General features: G+C 45.1%; 4 protein-coding genes. All 4 read left to right on the top strand.

Going from position 1 to position 23781, the window contains the following annotated elements:
• Positions 1–30 precede the first annotated feature (30 nt).
• The 4 genes from G9X62_RS05435 to G9X62_RS05420 all read left to right on the top strand — a co-directional run bounded on the left by G9X62_RS05435 (position 31) and on the right by G9X62_RS05420 (position 23732).
• On the top strand, positions 31–1188 hold the full coding sequence (locus G9X62_RS05435; protein WP_223131753.1) for a helix-turn-helix domain-containing protein: 1158 nt from the start codon (positions 31–33) through the stop codon (positions 1186–1188).
• Between the two features lie 133 nt (positions 1189–1321).
• Positions 1322–21679, top strand: coding sequence for a tandem-95 repeat protein (locus G9X62_RS05430; protein WP_223131752.1), 20358 nt, complete (start codon positions 1322–1324; stop codon positions 21677–21679).
• Entirely contained in the window at positions 21679–22572 is an 894-nt protein-coding gene (locus tag G9X62_RS05425; RefSeq protein WP_223131751.1) for a PorP/SprF family type IX secretion system membrane protein, read from the top strand. The genes G9X62_RS05430 and G9X62_RS05425 overlap by 1 nt, the downstream gene beginning before the upstream one ends.
• Positions 22572–23732, top strand: coding sequence for an OmpA family protein (locus tag G9X62_RS05420; RefSeq protein WP_223131750.1), 1161 nt, complete (start codon positions 22572–22574; stop codon positions 23730–23732). Before G9X62_RS05425 ends, G9X62_RS05420 begins: the two co-directional genes overlap by 1 nt.
• Positions 23733–23781 lie beyond the last annotated feature (49 nt).

Here is a 23781-nt window from a genome sequence, read left to right as displayed (position 1 = left end):
GTTATTTAGCTTATCATTCAACTGTTCTAAATGTCAAACGTCGGATCCTTGTACCTTTTCTCTTTAGTGAGCTCGCTGTGCTTGCTCTTTGGTCTGAATTTTTTGATCAGAAAAGGGAATTTAGTTGTTGCTAAAATCTTAGCGGTACAGTTTTTAATCCTTGCCTATTTAGTGGTTGCGGCTTATTATTTAATGCCGGAAGTGATTGTGGTGACCCCCTACTTCTATCGGACTTCTGCTCCGCTTTTTTATATTTTGCCGCCCTTAAATTTCATGTTCTTGTGGTATTTGTTACATCCGCGCGCAAAATTCCAATGGATTCATTTGATCTTCTTTTTACCATTCCTGCTACAACTCATAGAGAATACGCCTTACTATTTGAGTTCCAAACAAGTGAAAATAGAAGAGGTGAAGTGGATGCTCGCACAGGGAGATTATTTCGCTTATAATCCGCGTTTTTTGTGGTTCGATCCCTACTACCACGTGTATGCAAAAGTGTTGATGTACTTCGTGTTCTACATTGCGATGGTGTATTATTATATTCAATTTAGACGGGATAAACAGAATGAGATTTTGTTCCAAAAAGGGGTTTTCCATTTCTGGATCATCGGGATTCTGCTCTTTCGGTTCTGTACCATTTTTTATTTGTGGTATCTTTTCATCTATACAGACAGCGGCAAATCGTCCTTTATCACGACGGATTATCTTTTAATCGCGGAGTTTGTTTTCCATCTGTTTTACCTTGCTATTAATCCCAAACTACTGGATGTCAAAATCCTTGCTGAGAATCTACGCGGCCCGGAAAAAGAGGAACTTGTTCTTAGTGACGAAGAGGAAATGAGATTGAAAGCCTTAGCATCAAAAGTGGACGAGTACTTTAAAACCACGGAGGTGTTCTTGAATTCACAATTGACAGCGGAATTATTAGGTTCTCTGACAGGTCATCCGCACCGACTGATAGGGCAGGCAATCAAACATACGCACGGTATTTCATTCCGCGATTATTTGAACAATTACCGGATTGCGTACATCGAAGAAAAGTTGAGTGACCCTGCTTATTTGGCCAAAGCATCCATCGAAACGATCGCAGAAGCGTCCGGTTTCGGTTCTCGCCAAAGCTTCTACACCGCCTTTAAGAAAGCCAAAGGCTGTACCCCTAAGGAGTATTTCAACTCCAGAATAGGTTAGAATATTCGTCCAAATTCTGTCAAAGACACTTTTTTTGACAAATCCCCCCATCGTGATTTACTTTATTTGTTTGCCGAATTGTATTATTTCAACATCGGCAATGAAATATGATTTACAATTATCCGATTGATATATGCGTCTATTCTTAAAGTATTACTTTGTATTACTGGTTTTTTTACTTCCATTTTTATCAAATGCGCAGCTCACTAATTTAAAATTTAGTACTGCCTCTGCCACCTATACTGAACTTGTTTCTGGGTCGAGCTTAATTAATGGAGGTTCTGCAATAGCAGCGGCTTCTTCGGTTACACCCATTGGATTTAACTTTGTTTTTCAGGGCAATACTTATTCTAGTTTTTCTGTAAACGCAGCTGGCTTATTGAAATTAGGTTCGTCTGCTGTTTCTACGGAAAGTGTTAACAGTGCAGTCTCTATTACGAATACGCCTAAATTATATGCCTGGTGGGATGCAACCTATACGAGCTCCGTTGCTTCTGGTGGAGGTGTTACTTACAGTTTAAGTGGTTCAGCCCCTAATCGAGTATTAACTGTTCAATGGAAAGTGGCTTACACTTCGAATGCCTCGACTGGTTTTAGTTATCAAATAAAAATTTACGAGACGTCTAATAATATCGAATATATCTATGGTAATACGGTTCCTATAGGCACGATAAGCGCAAGTGCTGGTCTAGGAAATTTTGGAGCAAATGAATACATCTCTATTTACACCTTTAACCACATTTTAAGTAGTAAAGCCGAGTATAGTAGTAATACCATTTTCCCAGGTGTAGGTGCAGGAAGAAAATATTTATTTGAGCCCACTATCCCATCTATTTCTCCTCTTGGTTTAGAGAACAAACCTTCCTTTTGGTTAAAAGCAGATGGCGCCATCAAAACTACACGTACTTTACTAAATGTGCCAGCTAATAAACGAACTTCATCTAGTGATTGGGGTAGTGCTTGGCCCGCTTCTGCTTCCATATTATCAAGTTCCTATGGTTGGATTCCCGGTTCAACAGAAGGTGGGGCCGCAAATCCTACCGGTAGCAATCCTATTGGAAATATTACTTTAGATTTATCAAGTGAACAAACTATTGATGGTATTGCCTTACTTGGTGCAGCTAGTGGTTCTTATTTTGTAAAAGATTTTCAAGTTCGTGTTTCTTCGGACAATATTACTTACACTGACTTGGGTCTTTTTAATGGTAATGAAACGAATACTGATCTTGTATATGCTGACTTTGCTGCACCAGTCACTTGTCGTTATGTTCGCGTTATACCATCCAGTTTTGCTACTTATAGGGCGATGCGTTTAGATGTCTATACTAAGTCGTCTACAACTAGTTATAACAATAACGACAAAGTGCCTTTTTGGGATGATTTATCGGGGAATGAAATAGATGCTTATAACACCATAGTTGCAAAGCAGCCGGTCTTTAATACAAATGTGTTAAACTACAATCCTGCTTTAACTTTTAATACTTCGTCCTTATACTCTTTAAATATCCCGGATCTAGCTAATATTCGTCAAAGTTATTGGGTGGTTCAAGATGTCAATGCAACGGCTGGAGGAGATTATTACCACGTTCTTTATGGATCAGGAGTAGCACCCGCTTTTCATGGTGGCACAGGAAGTACGTTACAATTTACGGGTTTAATGAGTTCGACTCAAGGTTCTTGGAGAAAAGATGGAGCCGTTGGTTCCGCCTCTTCAACTTATGATTTCGGGCCCAATGGGCAACCTAACTTGATTTCTGCTTTTTCATTATCCAATGCTGCCCCTTTTTCTGCTAATTCCATTTCTTTTCAGTCAGGTACAAATCGATATTGGAATGGGCCCATCGCTGAAATTATTACCTTTCAAAATACGAATACCGCATCGCAACAAAACATCGTTGAATCCTATTTAGGTTTAAAATATGGTATTTCTGTAAACCATGATTATATAACAGTTGATGGAACAACTATATGGAATAAGACGAATAATGCTTCTTACCATAATCACGTGTTTGGTATTGCACGTTCAGATGCACAAGGATTACATCAGCGACAAGCAAACTCTTCTGATTACACGGGTAAATTTATTACGCTTGGAAATAATTCTATCATAGGTTCAAGCAATGCTTTAAGTGTCGGAAACAATCTTACAACAGATAATACGTACATTTTACTTGGAGATAATAATGCAAATTTATTGTATTCAGAGACGTTAACAGGAATTTATTATCCACTTAACCGTAAATGGAAAGTAAGTAATGTTGGGATATCTGATGCTAGTAAAATTAGTGTCCCTGCTTTTGGGAATTCAGCTGTAAATGCATTGCCTTTTTCAAATATCCAAAAATATGATGCAGAAACAGTTTATCTAGTAGTTGATACTGATGGAGATGGAGACTTTTCGAATGCAACTTTTACCGCTATGACTAAAGTGGGGATAGGGGTGGTTGCTAAATGGGAACTTGCCCAAGTTTTACCTAATAATGCAGTGATAGGATTTGCTGTCAAACAAAATTTAAGAGACACGGATTCTGATAATATATTAGATGTAAATGACTTAGATGACGATAATGATGGAGTTTTAGATAGCCAAGAACAAGTTTCGTGTATGCCATATGGCGTAAATTTGGAAAATGTAAACTTTAATGGCGTTTCAGTTGTAAATAAAACAAGCAACTCAATTACTACGAATACCAATGGCTGGAATTCATCTTATTCATCTGAAAATTTTTCTTTACCTCTTTCGCTGAAATTCAACAAATTCACCACGGAAGGATCAGCGATGTTTGGTTTATTGCCAGCAGCCGCGGCACAAACACCAGCCAATTATAATGATAACGGAGCTAAGTTTTATTTAGCAGCGACACAAGCCTATGGGTATTTTAATGGCGGTGTATGGAGCTTTAATCATGGAGCTATAACAGGTTCCGAGGAATATAGCATTGATATTTCTGCAACTGGTTATGTGACGGTGAAAATAAATGGTGTGCAAAAAACAGCATATCAGGGTACCAACTCTGCTTATAAATTGGCGATTTCTGGAAGTACTACCTCCTCATTATTTTCCAATATTCGTTTAACTAATTCGACCTATTCAGAAAAATCAATCTGTTTTGATCGTGATACAGATAACGATGGTATACCAAACCGTTTAGATTTGGATTCCGATGGGGATGGTTGTAGCGATGCGTTAGAAGCAGGTACGACCACGAATACAACACAAAACTTTTCTCATCCTACTTCCGGAGTTGGAACAAATGGATTTGCAAATACATTAGAAACATCAGCTGATAATGGTACTTATAGCGGGACATATAACTTCCTTTTCGCTATCGATATAAACACGAAAGCTTGTTTGAATTCTGACAGTGACAACATCAGCGACGTATTTGATTTAGATGACGACAATGATGGCGTATTAGATACGGAAGAATGTGATGCACCGTCTTTTGCAAGTTGGACAGATGAAGCAAAATTTAAATCGAAAATAATGAGTTCTGCCTTTCACGGAACCTTATTTAGAAGTAAAAGCGGAAAGTATTATGTAGCAGGGCAATATGCTAAACCAGACGGCACAGACCAAGTAATACCAACCCTCGTTACACCTGCTAATGGCTATAATTATACGGGTGAAATAATTGATATGGCAGCCGTAGGTTCAAACAGTTCTTATATATTAGCTACAACGGAAGGAATTTGGGCTTGGGGCTATTTGAGTACTAATTTTTCGCTTCCTGGTATTGTAGCTGGAGCTCCCAGTGCATTTCAAAAAGTGGCATTACCATCAGAAATTGATCCTAAAAACATCAAATCTATTAGCGCTTCGACGAATAATTTCTTGATTTTATTACATGATGGAACGGTGTATGCTAATGCATTGACATATCCTTCTTTAAATGGTGCAGGTTTAACCGCAACAACGAAAGGGTTTACGAAAGTGTTAGTGGCACCTAATGCACCATTAGCTAATATTGATCAGATTGAAGCTACTTCAGGGGGTTCAATCGCAGCAGATGTTACGAATAACAAGCTATACACTTGGGGTACTAACGTGTATGTAGGAAATGGTTCAGTTCCAACCACGTTAAATTTCGCAACAGAAATGACCAACCCCTTGCCAGGCGGAACTGGAATTGCGATGATTGATGCAACCTACAGCACAAGCATGACATACCTATTATTAGGTACCAATAAAAAGTTGTATGCGATGGGGTCTGGTGCTGCGGGTATTTTGGGACAAAATAGTACATCCAATTCAAATTCTTGGTTACAAGTTAAAGGGAAAGACGGTATAGGATTTTTAGAAAATGTAGAATATTTAAGTGCCCAAAATTCAACAGATAGCTATCCCACAGCGTCAGTGATTTTAAATACTAGTCAACCTCTATCATGGGGTGATGCTGGTGGGAATAACATGATTGGTTTAGGTAATGCAAGTACCTTAGTTCCAAAAACCCCCGACGGAATTTTACCCACAGATAAAATTTATGTCGTGGAAAATGGAGGTCACGTTACTCCTATGTTAAATGACAAAGGGGAGATCGGGAACGTAGGGCATAATGTTTCAGGGGCATTTGGAGATGGATCAACTCAAAATAGAGCGGTCTATGTTTTTAATCCTTTTGAAAGAGGCACTGATTTTTCAGACAATATTGCCGCTACCTGTAACCCAGATATTGATGGCGACGGGATTATCAATCGTTTGGATTTAGATACGGATGGTGATGGATGTAGTGATGCTAAAGAAGCGGGCGTTTCTGGAACTTTAATTTCAGGTACCCTTGTCAATAAAGTAAACGGGTCATTAACAAACACATCCGTTTCGAACGCGATAGCTCAGGGAGTATATGGGACAAATGGTTTAGCAGACGGTGTGGAAACGAGCGCTAATTCAGGATTGATTAATTATGTATCTACTTACAGTAATTATGCAAAAAGTGCTACTGTAAATGTTTGTAGTGATTTTGATAATGATGGAGTATCTGACATATTTGATATTGATGATGATAATGATGGTATTTTAGATGCGATTGAATCTCCCAATTGTTATTATCCTGCTTCATTCTTTTCAAGTGGTAACAGACAAACTATCGTTACAATTTCGTCAGAAATTCCTAGAGTTAATTCAATTAATCAACCAAAAAATCTAATCGATGGAGATGGTGCAACTATAGCCATTGGGTTTGTGAATAGCTCATCTATTGTAAACAAAGAATTATATAAAATCACATTTAATGATCCTGTTTCTTTATCACAATTAACCCTTCGTTTTGCTGATGGTAACAGCCATTTTAATTCAGGTGCAATTGTAAAGGTTCAAGGTAGTAACGATAATTCAACTTGGACAGATTTAAATACAGGAACCACATTTAATACTGTTACAGACAATACGATTGTTGCTCCTTTTTGGACAACAAATACACCCAACGAAATTTTCAGGGTTACACAAAACGAAGCTCGATATAAATTTTACCGTTTATATGGAACCGCAGGAACCGTTAATGTGAATGGGTATGCTACCGAATTTTATTTCACCACATCAATTAATTATGAGCCAAGTTTCTATCCCAAAGAAACGTGTACAGCGACAGATACGGATAGTGATGGGATTGCCAATAATTTTGATTTGGACTCTGATGGCGATGGTTGTCCGGATGCTAAAGAAGCAGGTGTTTTAGGGGCCTTATTATCTGGTTCAATTGTAAATGGAACGCCTACTAATTTAACAACGACAGCCAACGTAGCAAGCGCTATTGCATCAGGCACCTATGGGCTTAATGGTTTTGCGGATGGTCTAGAAACGGCAACAGAAAGTGCCGTTTACAGTGGCACGCTTGTCTACAAATATGCACTGTCAATTAATTACAATGGTTGTCTAGATTCTGATAACGATGGGGTAGGTAACATTTATGATTTAGATGATGACAATGATGGGGTATTAGACACACAAGAATGTGCGCCTTTTGACCCTAATAATGTGAATTATTCAAGACAGTCTTTTACCGTTACGAATGGAGCCTCCGCCTCTCAAACCTTTCCTGCAGCACCTGATGGATTGTTAGTAAATGTTTGGTCATTAGATAATTCATACAATGTTCGTATCAATGGTACCCATTTAGTGAATCCTCAGGAATTAGAATATTTCGTCACCAATACATCTAATTCGGTTGTAGAATTTTTAGATGGGACATCATATACGGCTGTGTGGGACGTCGCAGGAAATCAACAGCGACCTCTTTCTCGTATCTACATAAATAAATTTGGTGAAGTAAGGATTTTCGGGGCTCGTACGTCCAATGGCCCTTTAGAAGAAATGCGTCTAAGGTCCGGGTCTTTTAACCGAATAACCTTAAATACGAATTCTACAAATACCTTTCAAATAGGTCAAGTAGTAATCGGTCAAACGTTTATCACAGGTGATTATGGTGTGATTATTCCGCCAGATTGTGATTTTGATAAAGACGGAATACCAAACGAGCTTGATTTAGATTCTGATGGAGATGGTTGTAGCGATGCAAAAGAAGCAGGTGTAACCGGAACATTGAATTCAGGCAGCATTATTAATTTAGCTTCAGATTCTACTTCCACCACGACAACCACTGCAAACGTAGCTAATACAATAGCTAACGGGCCTTATGGTACGAATGGTTTTGCGGATGCATTAGAAACATCAGGAAACGGCATTTACACAGGTTTATATTCGTATTATTATGCGGCAAGTTCAGCATTAAATGTCTGTTTGGATTCTGATAATGATGGTGTAATTGATATTTCTGATATTGATGATGATAATGATGGTGTTCTAGACGCAGTGGAATCACCCACTTGTTTTTTCACTAATTCGGAGGCAAGCTTACCCGCGAAATTAACAACGGATTTATTAATATATAGTACGAATTCCATAACAAATGCCATAGATAATAATGCCGCAACCTATTCTGCATTTGGTAATGCACAAAATTGGGTCGGAAAAGAATTATTTAGAATTACCCCAAGTGTTGTAGGTCCTATCGCCATTAGTGGAGTACAATTTCAGTTATACAATTGGGCACTATCTAGTTCAACCGCTAATACCTTTAAATTACAAGGAAGTGTAGACAATGGTACAACTTGGGCAGACTTATCTGCAGCAGTGAGCTCAACAACAGCATCAGGATTATTCACTGTTTCAAACACCTTGAACCCTACGGTTAAATATACCTTGTTCCGTATTGTTGGTGTAGCTGGTACATCTTATTATGGCGGAGTTTATGAATTACGTTTAGTTTTACCAAACTCCTTTCAAGCAAGTTTGAATCCTAAAAGTATTTGTACAAATGATACAGATAATGATGGAGTCTTAAATCATTTGGATCTAGACTCAGACGGTGATGGATGTTCTGATGCCGCTGAAGCGAAAACAGTTAGTTTATTAACGGCTACTACTGTCAGTGGTGGATATGGAAATAACGGATTTGCTAACTCCATTGAAACAGCCACCGAAAGCGGATTATTCTCGGGAACCTATTTCTATGAACGTGCTATTGATCCTACAATCAAAGCTTGTTTGGATTCAGATTTTGATGGCGTATCGGATTTAGACGATTTAGATGATGATAATGATGGAATATTAGATTCTAATGAGTGTCCTACGCTTCCATTGAATACTAATGAATCTAATGGAACATTTGGAACGGCTGCAGCTCCAAGAAATACAGCCAATACAACAGTTACTGGAGGCTATGTTTATTCAGGTTCAAATACAGGAGCTGCTCAGTATGCAATTGTTAATCAAACTACGCCATATTTTGCAGGTTCAACTGCTTTTTGGAGATATCTAGGTCACACAACCGGAACATCTACCGATGCCTATTTGGCAGTGAATGGAAGTACGACAATGGGTACTTTTTATCGGGAAAACATTGATTTACTTAGAGGGGCAAAATACAGAATTTCGTTCTGGCACCAAGCGGCTTCGGCAGCCAACGATTACCAATTAGCGGCTGAGGTTGTTTCGGCAGGGGGTGGAACTTTGGTTCAGGCGAATACAGGCCCCCAAAATTCATTAGGCTGGAAATTAGCTACGATAGATTATACGTCGCCAATCAACCAAACGGTATCATTCATTATAAAAAATGTTTCCGTTAATGCAAGTGGTAATGATTTTTCTATTGACGATATTTCAATAACACCAATTGGTTGTCCAGATACAGATGGAGACGGTATTCCGAATCAATTGGATCTTGACTCCGATGGCGATGGCTGTTCAGATGCGAACGAAGCCTACAACAATTCGTTGACGCAGGGGACGGATGGCAACCAACAATTTGGCACAAATCCAATCACGGTCGACGCCACAGGTAAGATTACCAGCGCGACTTATACCGGCACGAATAGTAATTATTTAAGTGCTGGAGCGGCCAGTGTCATCACGACACAACCGGCAGATCAATCTACGACGCCTGGTGGTTCTGCTGTATTCTCTGCGAATGTTACCGCGGGAACGGGCACGACTACCTACCAATGGCAAGTGAGTTCAGACGGTGGAAATACCTGGTCAAACGTGACGAATTCTTCGACCTATGCCGGCGCAGGAACGAGTACTTTGACGGTGAGTAATGTGTCCATTGCGATGAAAGGTTACCGCTATCAATTGCTGTTATCGCAGTCGAATTATGTGTGCGGAAATGTGACGTCGGCTGCTGCCAAAATCCTCATGTCTAACACTCCATCGATCGTCGATGATGCCAAAACAGGAACAGAAGACACACCTCTGACAGGCAATGTTTTGACGAATGATACAGGATCAGGTTCGCCTGCCGCAGCCTTAACAGTTACGACGTTTACGGTAGGAGGTGTTTCGTATAATGCTGGCCAAACAGCGACGATTGCGAATGTGGGAACGTTCGTGATGAATCCTGATGGCAGCTTCACATTTACGCCGGTGGCGAATTACAATGGCTCGGTTCCGGCGATCGAATACACAGCGACGGATGCGAATGGAGGGTCGGATGTAGGGGCTTTGGCTTTAACTATTACCCCAGTAAACGACGCGCCAGTGGCGGTAGATGATGTCATTGCTACGAATGAAAATACCCCAGTTTCTGGCAATGTTTTAACTACCGGAACACCGGATTCTGATGCAGACGGAAATACCTTAACCATTACGCAATTCACGATCAACGGAATCACCTATAACCCAGGAGATGTCGCGAATATTCCGGGCAAAGGTTCGATCACCATGAACGCAAATGGCTCGTATACATTCACGCCTACGGCAAGTTATTCTGGAGCTGTTCCGTATTTAGATTATACGCTAAGCGATGGTAACGGTGGCTCAGATGTGGGTCGTTTAACGATAACCGTTAACCCGGTAAATGATGCGCCTTTAGCGACGGATGATATTGTGAGGATGAACCAAAATACCACAGTGACTGGCAATATATTGACGAATGATGCGGATGTAGATGGAAATACGCTTACTGTGACAGGATATACCATTGCAGGTGTAACAGGGCCAGTTATAGGCACAACATTTGCAATTGCAGGGAAAGGTTGGATTACAATTAATGCTGATGGATCTTATACTTTTATCTCTGATCCTTCTTATTCAGGGACAATTCCAATAATCACCTATACTATAAGCGATGGACAAGGTGGAACCGATACGGGTGATTTAGATATTTTTGTGGCGCCTGTAAATGCGAATCCAGTTGCAGTAGATGATGTGAATTCTACTCAGGAAGATACGCCTGTCTCCGGAAATGTTCGTTCAAATGATACGGATGCGGAAACTTCAAATGCTTCATTAGTCGTAACCCAATATTCATTTACTGTAATCTCTGGCAATAGTTCAACTACCTATACATATCCAGCCGGTTCTACGAATGTGATTCCGGGCGCAGGAACCCTCGTGATGAATGCAGACGGAACGTACACGTTCACGCCATTCCCTAATTACAACGGGATCGTTCCTACCATTACGTATACGATTAGTGATGGAAATGGGGGTACAGATACAGGAACATTGGACATCAATGTGACCGCGATGAACGATTCACCTATCGCAGTAAATGATGACAATAAAACAACGCCAGAAGACACACCAGTCACGGTGAATGTGTTAGCGAATGATTCAGATATTGATGGTGGAAATACCGTACTGACCGTAACTCAGTTTACGATTGCCGGAATTAATGGATCATTTAGTACGTCTTCGATTGCTACTATTCCAGGAATAGGAACAGTGACACTAACGCCTACTGGAGATTTAACGTTTACTCCGTTCGCTAACTATAATGGTCCGGTTCCTACCATTACATATACGGTTTCAGATGGTGTTGCTACGAATACAGCCAATGTTAACATCGCAGTTACACCAGTTAACGACTTGCCAGTCGTAACGAATGAAACGCTAACAACGCCAGAAAATACAGCGATCACTGGCTTGAGTGTTTTAACAAATGATACAGATGTAGAAACCGCAACAGCTTCTTTAACAATCACCCAAATTACGGTCAGTGGAGTGACCTATACAGCGGGATCCATTGTGGAATTAACAGGCATAGGATCTGTGATTGTCAATGCGAACGGGACGTATACGTTTACGCCTAACCGCGGGTATTTTGGCACGGTTCCAGTGATTACTTATGCTGTTTCAGATGGAAACGGAGGAGTAACTTCAGGTACGTTAAGCATTACGGTTACACCGGTAAATGATCCGCCAGTGGTGGCTCCAGAAACGGTGAATATGCAGGAAGATGCGGTCGCTACGGGGAATTTATTAACGAACGATTCAGACCCAGAAATTAATCCATTAACGATCACTCAATTTACCATTGCGGGTATCACGGGAACGTTTACTTCTACAGCGACTATTCCTGGTGTGGGAACGATTACGATCAACGCGAATGGCACCTTTACCTTTACGCCTACGGCGAATTATAATGGCATTGTTCCGATGATCGAATACACCGTTAGTGATGGCCAAGGGGCATCGACGAATGGTAATTTGACGATTGTGGTAGCGCCTGTGAACGATGCGCCTATCGTGGCAAATGAGAATTTATCCGAACCGATTAATACGCCTATCACGAATAACGTGTTAGCAAACGATCGTGATGTGGAGGGTTCTGCGTTAAGTGTTACAGCGTATTCGATAGGTGGCGTGAGTTACCCAGCAGGTCAATTAACGACCATCACAGGGGTAGGAACCATCATCATCAATGCGGATGGAAGCTTCGTGTTTACACCGGCTTTAAATTATTATGGATCCGCTCCAGCGATTAGTTATACGGTTTCAGATGGAACGGCGACGAGCACAGGAACCTTAAGCTTAACCATCACTCCGATCGATGCGGATGGTGACGGAATTCCAGATGCAACGGAGAAAGGCTCAGGCACTCCAAGAGATACGGACAATGATGGAACGCCGGATTGGCTAGATACGGATTCTGATAATGATGGAATTCCAGATAGCCTAGAAGACGCTGTTTGTATCGGGTTCTTACCTTGTACGCCTACGGATACGGATGGAGATGGAACTCCAGATTACCGTGATTTAGATAGCGACGGCGATGGAATTGCTGATTCGATTGAAGACAGCGGTTGCACCGGAACGGCACCTTGCACACCTACGGATACGGATGGAGATGGAACACCTAACTACTTGGATTTAGATTCAGATGGTGATGGAATTACGGATGCGATTGAAAAAGGACCTACCTCTACTCCGCGCGATACGGATAATGATGGAACGCCAGATTATTTAGATACGGATAGCGATGGCGATGGTATTTTAGATCGAATCGAAGGAACGACAGATACGGACGGCGATGGAACACCTAATTACTTGGATCTAGATAGTGACGGCGATGGCATTTCGGATGCGATCGAAGGAACAGTCGATACGGATGGAGATGGAAACCCTAACTACATTGATACCGAATCTGATGGCGATGGCATTACAGATGCGATTGAAAAAGGACCTACCGGAACTCCAGTGGATACGGATGGAGATGGTACGCCGGATTACAAAGATTTGGACTCAGATAACGACGGTATTTTAGATAGCCTAGAGGGCTCAACGGATACGGATGGAGACGGTATTCCAAATTTCCGAGATCTGGATAGTGACGGTGATGGCATTGCCGATCGGGCAGAGGGCACCGTTGATACGGATGGTGATGGCACGCCTAATTTCTTAGATGTTGATAGTGACGGCGATGGTATTCCTGATCGCGTAGAAGGAACCGTGGATACAGACGGAGATGGCATTCCAAATTACCTGGATACGGATAGTGATGGCGATGGAATTTTGGACAGCATCGAAGACGCAGGTTGCACCGGCACCGCACCTTGCACTCCAACGGATACTGACGGAGACGGCACGCCTAATTACTTGGACTTAGATTCAGATGGAGATGGTATTTCGGATAACATCGAAAAAGGTCCAACGGGCACTCCGGTGGATACGGATGGCGACGGATTCCCAGATTACATCGACTTAGATAGTGATGGTGATGGCATTACGGATGCTGTTGAAAAAGGATCAGGAACCACTCCGCTGGATACAGACGGTGATGGCACGCCGGATTTCAGAGACTTAGATTCTGATGGCGATGGCATCACAGATGCGATTGAAGGAACCACCGATACGGACGGCGATGGCATTCCGAATTACCGTGATTTAGATTCGGACGGTGACGGGAAATCAGACGCGACAGAAGGAAATGTGGATACGGATGGCGATAATACGCCTAACTATTTAGACTTGGATTCGGATGGTGATGGTGTGTTAGATGCGGTAGACCAATGTCCACTGATTTCTGGAAATGGCTCTACGACTGGTTGTCCTCCAGATAGTGATGGCGATGGTCTAGCTGATGTGGATGACTCTGATGATGACAATGATGGCATCCTGGATACCGTGGAGGCAGCTGCATGCAGCCCATCTGTGGTAGATTGTGATACGGATGGCGATGGTATCCCGAATCGTTTGGACTTAGACTCTGACGGCGATGGCATTAAAGACATCACGGAAGCCAATGGAACAGATGCAAATAACGATGGCATTGCGGATGGTACGCCTGATAGCAACGGTGTTCCAGCGTCTGCAAATGGAGGTTTAACGCCGCCTAATACAGACGGAACAGGTAATAGCAATCCATACGATTTGGATTCAGATGGCGATGGAATTTCGGATGCAATCGAGAAAGGCTCTGGATCAGCTTTGGCAGATACTGATAATGACAACATCCCTGATTATTTAGATCCAGATTCTGAAGGCGATGGCATCACGGATGCGGTGGAAGGTTCCATCGACACGGATGGAGATGGTATTCCGAATTTCCGAGATCTTGATTCAGACGGCGATGGTATACCTGACGTAAATGAAGGGGTAACCGATACGGATGGCGATGGTATTCCAAATTACAAAGATCTAGATTCAGATGGTGATGGCATTGCAGATGCGATTGAAGGAACAACGAACACGGATGGCGACAGCACTCCTAATTACCTAGACCCAGATTCAGATGGCGACGGTATTCCAGATGCAATAGAAGGAACGGTAGATACGGATCGTGATGGAAAGCCTGATTACCTAGATTTAGACAGTGACGGTGATGGAATTTTAGACAGCGTAGAAGATGCGGGTTGTACCGGCACGGCGCCTTGTACTCCTACGGATACGGATGGAGATGGTGTTCCGAACTTTAGAGATTTAGACTCAGATGGAGACGGTATAACGGATGCGATTGAAGGAACAACCGATACCGATAATGATGGAAGACCAAACTACCTAGATGTGGATAGTGACGGGGATGGTATTTCCGATGCTTTGGAAGGTAATATCGATAGCGACAACGACGGCATTCCTAACTATTTAGACTTAGATAGCGATGCCGATGGTATCCCAGATAGCATTGAAAAAGGGCCTACGTCTACACCGGTAGATACGGACAATGATGGCACGCCTGACTACTTAGATTTAGATACGGATGGTGATGGTATTCCGGATAGCGTGGAAGATGCCGGTTGCTCAGGCACCGCGCCTTGTACTCCTACGGACACAGATGGTGACGGCATCCCGAATTATAGAGATTTAGATTCTGACGGCGACGGAATTCCAGACAGCGTAGAAAAAGGCGCGAATGGGTCTTTGCCAGATAATACGGACGGCGCATTAGGACCAGATTACCTTGATACAGATTCAGACAATGACGGAATCTTAGACGCAATAGAGCGCGGGATCAATGGAAATAGTCCATTAGATACCGACGGCGACGGCATTCCGGATTACAAAGAGATCGATTCAGATAATGACGGTATCCCAGATGCAGTAGAAGGAACGGTCGACACAGACGGCGACGGTATTCCAGATTACCGCGATACGGATTCGGATAATGACGGAATTTTAGATTCTGTGGAAGACGCAGGCTGTACCGGAACGGCTCCTTGTACCCCTACGGATACGGATGGTGATGGTATTCCGAATTACAAAGATTTGGACTCGGATGGCGATAATAAATCGGATCTATCGGAGGGTGAAACGGATTATGATGGAGATACCATTCCGAATTACCTAGATCCAGATTCTGATGGCGATGGCATTAATGACAACGTGGATCAGTGTCCATTATTACCGGGAATTGTTGGCAATAATGGTTGCCCATTAGATACAGATGCGGATGGTATTTATGATATCAATGACCTAGATGATGACAATGATGGAATTATTGATTCGGCGGAGGCTGCAGCTTGTTCGCCTTCGGCACCGGATTGCGATACCGACGGCGATGGCATTCCGAATCGATTAGATCCAGACAGTGATAACGACGGCATTTCAGACGTGAGAGAGTCCAATGGTACGGATGTAGATGGAGATGGAAAAGTAGATGGCGGAGTCGATGCAGATGGAGTTCCTAGTTCGACGAATGGTGGTTTAACTCCTCCAAATACCGACGGAACCACCTTGCCTGATCCTTACGACACGGATAGCGATGGCGACGGCATTTCGGATGCTTTGGAAAAAGGACCGAACGGAAACGCCCCAGTCGACACAGACGGCGACGGCATCCCAGATTACCGTGATACGGATTCGGATAATGACGGCATCCCAGACAGCGTAGAACGCGGAACGGGTGCGGCGATCTTAGACACGGACGGCGATGGTATTCCAGACTTCCGCGATACGGATTCAGACAACGACGGCATCACGGATGCAGTGGAGAAAGGCCCATCTGGCGCGACTCCATTAGATACGGATTTAGATGGCATTCCGAACTACCGCGACCTCGATTCGGATGGTGACGGCATGACCGATGCGACCGAAGGAACAGTCGATACGGATGGCGATGGCAAACCGAATTATATCGATGTGGATAGTGATGGCGACGGAATTTTGGACAGCATCGAAAAAGGATTTAACCCAGCATCTCCTGTCGACACGGATGGTGATGGCGTTCCAAACTACAAAGATCTAGATTCTGACGGCGATGGCATCCCTGATGCAGTAGAAGGTACAACAGATACGGATGGAGATGGTATTCCAAATTACCTCGACACGGACTCTGACGGTGACGGCATCCTAGACAGCATCGAAGACGATGGCTGCACCGGCACTGCGCCTTGCACGCCTACCGATACAGACGGCGACGGAATCCCGAATTACTTAGACCTAGATACAGACGGCGACGGCAAAACCGATGCGGTCGAAAAAGGCCCAAGCGCGACCCCAATGGACAGCGATGGCGACGGCGTTCCTGATTACCGCGATGTAGAAAATTTAGGCAAGCCGGATGTGAACGTGACGAACAAATCCGTTCCAGTAAGTGGCAACGTGAAAACGAATGATCCAGTTCCTGCCGGAACCACGTATGGTCAACCAGCCCAACTAGCCGGCGCGACCTTAACGATGAATGCGAACGGAACGTACACTTTCACTTCGGCAGTGCCAGGCAAATACGTGTACTATGTTTCGGTTTGTGGGCCAAACCAAACGTCCGGTTGCCCTCAGACCCCATTAGAGATCACGGTATTAGATCCATTGGTAGCGGATGCTCCAGTGGCGAATAATGATCATGTGACGATGGAACAAGGAACCGTGAAGACGGTGAATGTAGTAGCGAACGACAAAGCTGGCGAAGTAAATAACGCGTTGGTTCCATCAAGCTTAAGCATCACGACCGCACCTATTCATGGCGCGACACTGATTAATAGTGACGGAACGATTCGCTACACACCTAGTCCGTATTTTGTAGGAACGGATAGCTTAGTGTACAGCATTTGTGATAACCAAAATCCTGCCTTATGCAAAACCGCTGTTCTCTACTTCACCGTAGAAGCAGCCGGCGCTCCAGCGGTAACGACGGCGGTGGATGATTACAATAACGTAGTTGCAGGCAGTCCTGCAACTGGCGCATTGCTTAGAAATGACAGCAACACCTCTGGTGCAGCCTTAACAACTAGTTTAGTAACCGGACCTAGCTCTGCGCAAGGAACGTTTACGATGGCGGCTGATGGTACGTATACGTTCACACCGACAGCCGGATTTAGTGGCCCAGTCGATATCGTGTACCAAGCATGCACGACGGGAAATATCTGCTCGAAAGCGACGCTTCACATTTTAGTGGATCCGGCGCCAGTCTTAGTAGATGACACGGCATCTGGTTTTGCTAATGTGCCAGTTAGTGGAAATGTTTCGACGAATGATGTGGTTCGTGTGGGCACGACTTACGGTCAACCGGCTGCATTAACGGGTGCTACTATTGTAGTGGGGCCTAGTGGAACCTACACGTTCACAGCCACTGTGGCCGGAACTTATACGTACACGATTCCAGTATGTGCACCGGGTCAGACCGTGAATTGTCCTACGGAAACGTTAGTGATTACGGTTAATGAGCCAGGTCCAGTGAATGACACGGAAACTGCATTTGCTAATGTGGCGAAAACGGGCAATGTCTCGACTAATGATTTAAATCCAGCGGGTACGACCTTCGGTCAGCCGGCTGCCTTAACGGGTGCAACGATAACAGTCGCGGCTAACGGAACCTACACGTTCACAGCGACCGCTGCCGGAACTTACACGTATACGATTCCAGTATGCGCACCGGGTCAGACCGCGAATTGTCCTACGGAGACCTTGGTGATCACGGTGACTGCGCCTGCGCCAGTGGATGATGCAGTATCTGCTTTTGCGAACGTGCCTAAGTCAGGAAATGTTTCGACGAACGACGTGATTCCTACCGGTTCTACGTACGGTCAACCAGCTGCCTTAACGGGTGCAATGATAACAGTCGCGGCTAATGGAACCTACACGTTCACAGCTACTTTGGCAGGAACTTACACGTATACGATTCCAGTATGTGCACCGGGTCAGACAAGCAATTGTCCTACGGAGACTTTGGTGATTACGGTGACGGCGCCAGGCCCAGTAGACGACACGGCTACGGCTTTTGCGAATGTTCCTAAAACAGGAAATGTAGCAACAAACGACAGCAACCCAGCGGGTACAACCTTCGGTCAGCCGGCTGCGATAACTGGTGCGACGATCACGGTGAATGCAGATGGAACATATAGCTTCACAGCAACAGCTGCCGGAACTTACACGTATACGATTCCAGTATGCGCACCGGGTCAGACGAGCAATTGTCCTACGGAAACGTTAGTGATCACGGTAACGGCGCCAGGCCCAGTGGACGACACGGCGACGGCTTTCGCGAACGTTCCTAAAACCGGAAATGTAGCTACGAACGACAGCAACCCAGCTGGCACGACGTTCGGTCAACCAGCTGCCATAACAGGTGCGACGATCACGGTGAATCCAGACGGAACGTACAGCTTCACAGCTACTGTGGCCGGAACATATACGTACACGATTCCAGTATGTGCACCGGGTCAGACGAGCAATTGTCCTACGGAAACGTTAGTGATCACGGTAACGGCGCCAGGCCCAGTGGACGACACGGCGACAGCTTTCGCGAATGTTCCTAAAACAGGAAATGTAGCTACGAACGACAGTAATCCAGCGGGTACGACCTTCGGACAACCAGCTGCCATAACAGGTGCAACGATCACTGTAAATGCGGACGGAACGTACAGCTTCACAGCGACTACTGCCGGAACGTATACCTACACGATTCCAGTTTGCGCACCGGGTCAGACGAGCAATTGTCCTACGGAAACATTGGTGATCACGGTGACAGAACCGACACCAGTGAACGACACGGCTTCGACGACCATAAACGCGGCCATCACGGGTAATGTAGCAACGAACGATAACAACCCTGCCGGCACGACCTTCGGTCAACCAGCTGCCATAACGGGTGCGACGATCACGGTGAATCCAGACGGCACGTATAGCTTCACAGCGACAAAAGCAGGAACGTATACGTACACGATTCCAGTCTGTGCACCGGGTCAGACGAGCAATTGTCCTACGCAGACTTTGGTGATTACGGTGACGGATCCAGTTGTGCCACCGGTGGTACCTTATACAGCACCTTCCACGAATCCAGACATCGATGCGACAAACATCAATGTGCCGGTGAGCGGTAATGTGTCGACGAATGATGCGCCGGGTGCGACTTATGGTCAGCCAGCGCAACAATCGGGGGCGACAATCACAGTCAATGCGAACGGAACCTACAGCTTCACGGCGACGATTCCGGGAGTTTACACGTATCTAGTTCCAGCTTGTCCTGCGGGTCAAACGACGAATTGCCCTACGGTTCCACTCGTGATTACGGTTAGCGATCCGTTAAAAGATAGCAACAGTCCGGTGGCGAATGGGGATGTGGCGACGGTGAATGCGGGATCATCTGTGACGACGAAAGTTTTGGCAAATGACAAAGCGGCGAATCCAGCGGCGAGTCTGAATCCAGCGAGTTTGGCAATCGTAACTAACGGAGCAAACGGAACAGCCGTAGTGAACTCGGATGGAACGATAACGTATACGCCAAAAGCAGGCTTCACCGGAGTGGATGAAATCACGTATAAAATCTGTGATAATTCGACACCAGCACTTTGTGCGACGGCGAAAGTTACGTACACTGTTCAGCCAGTGGCGGAACCTTCGAAGACCTTTGCGACGGATGATTATAACAGCAGTCCAGCAGGTACGCCGGTAACGGGATCTGTGTTAACGAATGATAAAAATACGGCTGGGGAGACCTTAACCGCGACGATTGTCAGTGGGGTTTCTGCGGCCGAAGGAACGCTCGTGTTTAATGCGGACGGAACTTATGTCTTCACGCCAGCGCCAGGATTCTCTGGTCCGGTGGATGTGGTGTACACCGTGTGTTCTGCGAGCAATGTGTGTGCGAAAGCGACGCTTCACCTAGTCGTGAATCCGGCGCCAGTCATCACGCCAGACTTTAACGCGACCTTGATAGGGATTCCGGTGAATGGTAGTGTGTCGACGAATGACGTGGTGCCTGCGGGATCGACCTATGGCCAGCCGACTTCGATTAGCGGCGCGAGTCTGCAAATGAATCCGGATGGAACGTATATTTTCAGTTCGACGACGCCGGGAACGTATGAGTATTTGGTTCCAGTGTGTGCCAAAGCTCAAACGACCAACTGTCCTCTCGTTCCATTAGTCATCACGGTGAGCGATCCTAACGCGATTACGAATCCACCGATCGCAAATGCAGATGTGGTTTCAGTGGCAGCAGGATCTCCGGTGACAACGAATGTGTTAGCGAATGACCAGGCGGCGAATGTGGGAGGAGTGCTAGTTTATAGTACTTTGGCGATCACCAACGCACCTCTTAATGGAACCGCGAAAGTCAATGCGGACGGAACAATCACGTACACGCCAGCGCCAGGATTTGTGGGAACAGACGTGTTAACGTATACGGTCTGCGATAACAGCCAGCCGGCACTTTGCAAGACGGCAAAAGTGTACTACACGGTAGGAGCTTCAGCATCGAAAAACTTGCTCGCCTCAGATGACTTTGCGACGACGCAGGGAGGTTTAGTGAGCGGAAACGTGTTAGGAAACGATAAGAGTTCGACGGGCAGCGCCTTAACAGCGACGGCGGTGACGAACGTGGATCCGGCGAAAGGAAGCTTCAGCTTGAGTCCTTCGGGAGCGTATACGTTCACTCCAGCGGCGGGTTATGTAGGACCAGTGGACATCATTTACTCGGTGTGCAGCGCAGACGGAAAATGTACGCAAGCGACCTTGCACATTACCGTTTTACCGGTGCCAGATATGATCGCGCCACAGGCCATCACGCCTAATGGGGATGGTAAAAATGACACCTTGATTTTCCGTGGATTGCCAGGATTAAACATCGAAAACCGCTTGACGATTTACAACCGTTGGGGTAACATCGTGTTCTCGACGGGTAATTACCAAAACAATTGGTCAGGTCAAACGGACAATGCTTTTGGCGCGCTTGCGACAGACAGTCAGCTGCCGGATGGAACGTATTATTACATCCTTGACTTCTTTGGTGCTAGGCCAAACCTAGGCAATTATGTGTACTTAGATAGATCTTCGAACTAATGAAAAAGAGTTATATACTGATTTTGTTTTTGCTGGTTAGTTTGCGCTCGTTTGCGCAGATTGAAACCATGTATTCGATGTACCGCATTAACCCGATTATCTCATCACCGGCTTACGCTGGAACGATGGAGGACGGGCACCGCGGCGAAATCGTGGTGATGGACCGCCAGCAATGGTTAGGTATTCAGGGTGCGCCGCGGACGTTGGCCTTAACGGCGAACTTTCAATACAAACCCAAAATAGGCGGAGGCTTCTTATTGCTCGCAGATCAGGCGGGACCTTTGCGCATCTCGACGATGGCGGGGGATTTAGCCTACCACGTGCAGTTTAATCCGGAGTGGAGTATGGCTGGCGGGATTCGCTTGGGCGTTTCTTCGGTTTATTTAGATTATGACGGTATTCAAGTGGTGGACCCGAATGATCCGATATTAGCGACGAATAAAGGCTCAGGATTGAAAGGAAACACGGGCTGGGGCGTGCGCTTTAATCACAAGGGCGGATTCTTTGCGAGCTTGTCGATGCCGCGGGTGTTGAGCTATGATTTTGGCGGGTTTTCTGGCGCCTACAAGGATGTGACCTATTTGTATATTAATGCGGGAACGACCGTGCGCGTGAACGATCAGTTGTCGTTTTCGCCCTCGTTTATGGCGCGCGCCGCACAGGACGTTCCACTCAGCTGGGACGTGAATCTGATGGCACGGGTAGGAAAGGCATTTGATGCGGGTTTGGCCTATCGACATAAGGATAGTTATGGTCTTCGTTTTGGGATGCAAGCAAACCCCAAAATTTACCTCGGCTACATCTACGAAATGCCCATTTCCGGCCTAAGCAAAGTGAGTAACCAGACGCACGAAATCGCGATTCGCCTGTCTATTTTAAATCGTCCGAAATAATGAAGAAGCTATTTTTTATCCTGTTAAGTTTCTCTGCTTTTGCTCAGCAAAGCACCGTGGAAGAGATAAAATACACTCCGCGCCACAGCATGGCTCTTCTTTTAGGGGGCACGAATCGCTGGATGCAGGAGTTGCCATCCCGCCGTGATTTCTTAGTTAATTATACCGAATTAGGGTTGCAATATGCCCGCGAAACGAAGCCGAATGTGGACGTTTTTGGGACCTTATTATTCGGTCTCAATGGGTCGCGTGATCGCTATGCTTCCGCGGGTTTGGGTCTTCGTTATTACCTACGTGATAGGGACAAGTTTCGCCTGAAACCGTTCGGGCAGTTTGCGGGGGATGCTGTTTTCGATAATAATTATAACCAAACCTACCGCGATGTAGATTTCGCCGGATCCATCGCCGCTGGTGTGGATTACAAGGTGGCGGAACACTGGCTTTTGCGCGGTCTCACGCAGGTGGGATTCCCGTTTTTTGTGTCAGGTAAACTAGATCCACTGAATCATAGAGGGACGAATTTTAGTGCGACTTTAGGGCTGGTGTTTGAGTGGGGTCACTCACCTATTGCTGAGGCGGTGGTTGTGGCTGAGCCTGCTCCATTAGATACTGATGGCGATGGAGTTTTAGATTCTGAGGATGATTGTCCTACCGTGAAAGGGGTACGTGAAAATAAAGGCTGTCCATCTGATAAAGATGGCGATGGGGTGATCGATGCGCTGGATGATTGCCCAGTAGTTGCGGGTTTGAAGGAGTTGAAAGGTTGTCCTCCGGTGGCTGCTGCTCCTGCTCCTGTAGTTGCTGCTGTTGAGCCTCGTCGCGAGGTGAATCTCGATTCGCTTTTCGATACCGTCGTCTATTTCCGCACGGATAAGTCGTGGATAGGGCCGATGAATGCGCGTAAATTAGACCGCATAATTGAGTTGTTGAAGGAATACCCGTTTGTGAATGTGAAGCTTCAAGGTCATACGGATTACCGCCAGACCGAGCAGTATAATACCGGTTTAGCTGAGCGTCGTGTGGCATCTGTTCGCCGCTACTTGATGCAGCGCGGAGTTTCTGCAAATCGCTTTAAAGGCGAGGCGTTCTCTGAGTTAGTGCCGGCTTCGAAGACGGATCTGCAGTTGAATCGCCGTGTGGAGGTGCATATTTGGAAGTAAGATTTATTTAGTCCAAAAACTGTGCTTGGCAGGATTTTTGACAAAGAGT

Origin of the sequence: Aquirufa lenticrescens, assembly GCF_019916085.1 — a bacterium.
Lineage (GTDB): Bacteria > Bacteroidota > Bacteroidia > Cytophagales > Spirosomataceae > Aquirufa > Aquirufa lenticrescens.
The sequence above is the reverse complement of the archived record's forward strand: the minus strand, read 5'-3'. Positions and strand labels throughout refer to the sequence as shown.